Source organism: Caldimonas sp. (genome assembly GCF_046289365.1).
In the GTDB taxonomy this organism is placed as follows: domain Bacteria; phylum Pseudomonadota; class Gammaproteobacteria; order Burkholderiales; family Burkholderiaceae_C; genus Caldimonas.
The window spans coordinates 1-3,229 of sequence record NZ_JBKBVU010000270.1; the positions used below are offsets into that span (position 1 = coordinate 1).

4 protein-coding genes are annotated in these 3,229 nt (G+C 72.3%); 2 read left to right on the forward strand and 2 right to left on the reverse strand.

Going from position 1 to position 3,229, the window contains the following annotated elements; genetic code table 11:
• A partial coding sequence (locus tag ACK42S_RS16740; protein WP_409710204.1) for a DUF3047 domain-containing protein occupies positions 1 to 723 on the forward strand: 723 nt, incomplete at its 5' end.
• Complete coding sequence (locus ACK42S_RS16745; RefSeq protein ID WP_409710207.1) at positions 720 to 1,844, forward strand: FAD-dependent oxidoreductase; 1,125 nt, start codon at positions 720 to 722, stop codon at positions 1,842 to 1,844. The genes ACK42S_RS16740 and ACK42S_RS16745, both read left to right, overlap by 4 nt.
• A 201-nt stretch (positions 1,845 to 2,045) precedes the next feature.
• Here ACK42S_RS16745 and ACK42S_RS16750 read toward each other — a convergent pair whose 3' ends face one another.
• Both ACK42S_RS16750 and ACK42S_RS16755 read right to left on the reverse strand, forming a co-directional pair.
• Entirely contained in the window at positions 2,046 to 2,918 is an 873-nt protein-coding gene (locus ACK42S_RS16750) for a TonB family protein (RefSeq protein WP_409710210.1), read from the reverse strand.
• Positions 2,919 to 2,945: 27 nt separating this feature from the next.
• Positions 2,946 to 3,229 (reverse strand): ExbD/TolR family protein (locus ACK42S_RS16755; protein WP_409710213.1); only part of this gene is annotated, 284 nt, incomplete at its 5' end.

Genomic DNA, 3,229 nt, shown 5'->3' on the forward strand with positions numbered 1-3,229 from the left:
TTTCGGCTGTGGCGCTCCCTGCCGTCCCTGCTCGTGCTGGGCACAGCTGGTGCGGCGGCCGACCTGAGCCCTTGGAGCGGCGCGCCGCTCGCGCAGCCGGCACCGCCCTGGCGTTTTGCAGGCCTGCCGGCCCAGACCCTGCCCCGCACCCAGTACAGCCTGGTCGAGACGGAGGGGGCACCGAGCCTGCGCATCGAAGCGCGGGCGTCCTATGGCAACTTGCTGCACCCCATCGACAGCGCGCCGGGCCGGTTGCAATGGCAGTGGCGCGTCGAGCGGTTCGCCAGCGCCACCGACTTGCGCACCAAGGCCGGCGACGACACCGCGGTGAAGGTCTGCGCCCTGTTCGACCACGCCCTGGAGCGCGTGCCCTTCGTCGAGCGCCAGTTGCTGCGGCTGGCCCGTGCGCGCAGCGGCGAAGATCTGCCCGCCGCCACACTGTGCTATGTGTGGGACACCAGCTTGCCTGCGGGCACGATGATCGACAATGCCTACAGCCGCCGCGTGCGCTACCTCGTGCTGCGCAGCGGCGAAGCCGCCCCCACGCCGTGGCAGGCCGAGTCGCGCGACCTTGCCGCGGATTTCCTGCGTGCCTTTGGCGATGAGGCCACCGAGGCCCCGCGTCTGCGCGCCATCGCAGTGGGAGCTGACACCGACAACACGGGCAGCCAGGCCCTCGCCTTCGTGCGGGGCTTGCAGCACCGCCCGGGAGGAACCGAATGAAACAACTCGTGCTGGCCGGTGGCGGCCATGCCCACGTCCAGGTGTTGGCCGCCCTCGCGGCCCAGCCCCTGCCTGGGGCCGAGGTGACTCTGGTCACGCCGCAGCCGGTGCTGTGGTACTCCGGCATGGTGCCTGGCGTGATCGCGGGCCGCTACGCCCCCGAAGAGGCACAGATCGATCTGGCCGCCCTGGCCCGCCGTGCAGGCGTGCGCCTGGTGCTCGATGCCGTGGCCGCGTTGCGGCCCGAGACCCGCCGACTCCGGCTGGCTGGCGGCGCCGAGCTGGCCTATGACGCGCTCAGCCTCGATACCGGTGGTGAACTGTCGCGCGACCTCATCGACGGAGCCCGCGATCAAGCCCTGTTCGTGCGCCCGCTGCACAGCTTCGTGCAACTGTGGCCGCGCCTGCAGTCGCTGGCGGCGCGGCAGCCGGGTCTGCAGGTGGTGGTCATCGGCGGCGGGGCGGCCGGCTTCGAACTGGCTGCGGCCATGCGCCGCGCGCTGGTCGCCCAGGCGCGGGTCACGCTCGTGGCCGGAAACGCCGGCCTGCTGCCGAGCTTCCCGCGCGGCGTGCGCCATCAGGCCCTCGCGGTGCTCAAGTCGCGCTCCGTCACCGTGATCGCCGACGACGCCGTCGAGATCGAACCTGGCCAGTTGCGCCTGTCCGGTGGCAGCCGCCTGCCCTGTGACGCGCCGGTGGTGGCCCTGGGCGTGCAGCCGCCGGCCTGGCTGTCCGACAGCGGCCTGCGCCTGGCGCCCGATGGCTTCATTGCCACTGGGGCCACCCTGCAGTCGGTGTCACACCCCGAGGTCTTTGCGGTGGGCGATGTGTCTCGCCGCATCGACGCCCCCCACCCCCGCAGCGGCGTGTACGCCGTGCGCGCCGGCCCGGTGCTCACCGCCAACCTGCGCGCCTGGGCGGCGGGGCAGCCCCTCACCGTCTACCGCCCTCAGCGCCTGGCGTTGGCGCTGCTGTCCTGCGGGGATGGCACGGCGCTGGCGAGCTGGGGGCCCCTGTCGGCCCGAGGGGCCTGGGTGGGGCGCTGGAAAGACCGCATCGACCGCGCCTTCGTCGAGGCCTACCGCGAAGGGGCGCGGGTCGGGTCCCTGTCGCTGCGCTGAAGGTTCTGCGGCAGTTCTTCTCGCAGTCCACGGGATGGTGCACCCGCATACCGTGCTGAGGGACACGTGCATTTCCCGAATCGCCGTGCCAAAGCGTAAGCTCCTCCTCCCGGCAGGAGCCAGCAGGTTTTGGAAACGCGGTGTGACAAGGACGGCGCGCGGGGCGCCGTCGGGCGCGTGCGCGCCCCGGATCAAGGGGGGTCAGTCCTTCGGCCGGAAGGTGATCAGGATGGGGGAGGGCACGCGGCCGTTGTCGTCGCGCGGCAGGGTTTCCGTGCGTTCGATGGCGCGCAGCACCGCCTGGTCCCATTCCGGATGGCCGCTGGACTTCACCAGCCGTGCGCCGAGGATGGTGCCATCGGGAGCAGCTCGCACCTCCACCTCGGCGGCCGGGTTGTTCGTCAGCGTGTCCACGAAAATGATGTTGGGCTTGATGCGGGCGCGCAGCCGGCCCGCATAGCCGGCCGAGGGCGTCCCGGCCGCGCTGCCCTGCGCTGCACCAGTGGCCTGTGTGCCGGTGCCGGCCTGGCTGATGATGCGCTGCATCTGCGCCTCGCGCAGCTCGGCCAGGCGCTTCTCTTCGGCCTGGCGGCGCTTTTCGGCCTCGGCCTTGCGTTGTTGTTCAAGGCGCTGCTTCTCGGCCAGCTCGCGCTTGAGCCGCTCGGCTTCTTCTTGCTTCTTGCGTTCGGCTTCGCGGCGCTGGGCCTCCTCACGCTTTTTGCGTTCAGCTTCCTGCAACTCGCGCTGGCGTTTGGCCTCGGCTTCTTTGCGCTGCTTCTCGATGGCCAGCTCGGCCTCACGGTCGGGCGCGGGTGGTGGGGGGGCCGCAGCGGGTGCCGGTGCGGGCGGGGAGGGCGCGGGAGCTGGGGCCGGCGCGGGCGGCGCCGCCGCGGCCTGCGGCACGGCGGCCCACAGCTCGGCTTCGACCGCGTCGGGGGCGCTGGACTTCCAGTTCACGCCCAGCGCCAGGGCTCCGATCAGGGCCGCGTGCATGCCCAGCGCGATCGCCAGGCCGCGGCCGCGGGCATCGGGCGAAGGGGGCAGCAGGTCGTCGCGTTCGCTGGAAGGCGTCATGGACGGTACGGCTCCTGTGGCATGTCCTCAGCCGCCTTGCTGGCGCACGAGCAGGCCCACGCGCTCGAAGCCGCCGGCGCGCAGCCGCGACATCACGTTGACCACCGCTTCGTAGCGTACGCTGCGGTCGGCCGAGATCACGATGGGAGCAGGGTCCGCTCCCTGGATCGCGGCACGCACGTCCTGTTCGAGTCGGGACAGGGTGGTGCGGCCCGTCTCCTTGCCGTTCACGCGCAGCCGCAGCATCTCGTCGGCGCCCACCACCACCTCGACCACCCGCTGCGGCGCCGCGGCAGCGCGGCCCACGGTGG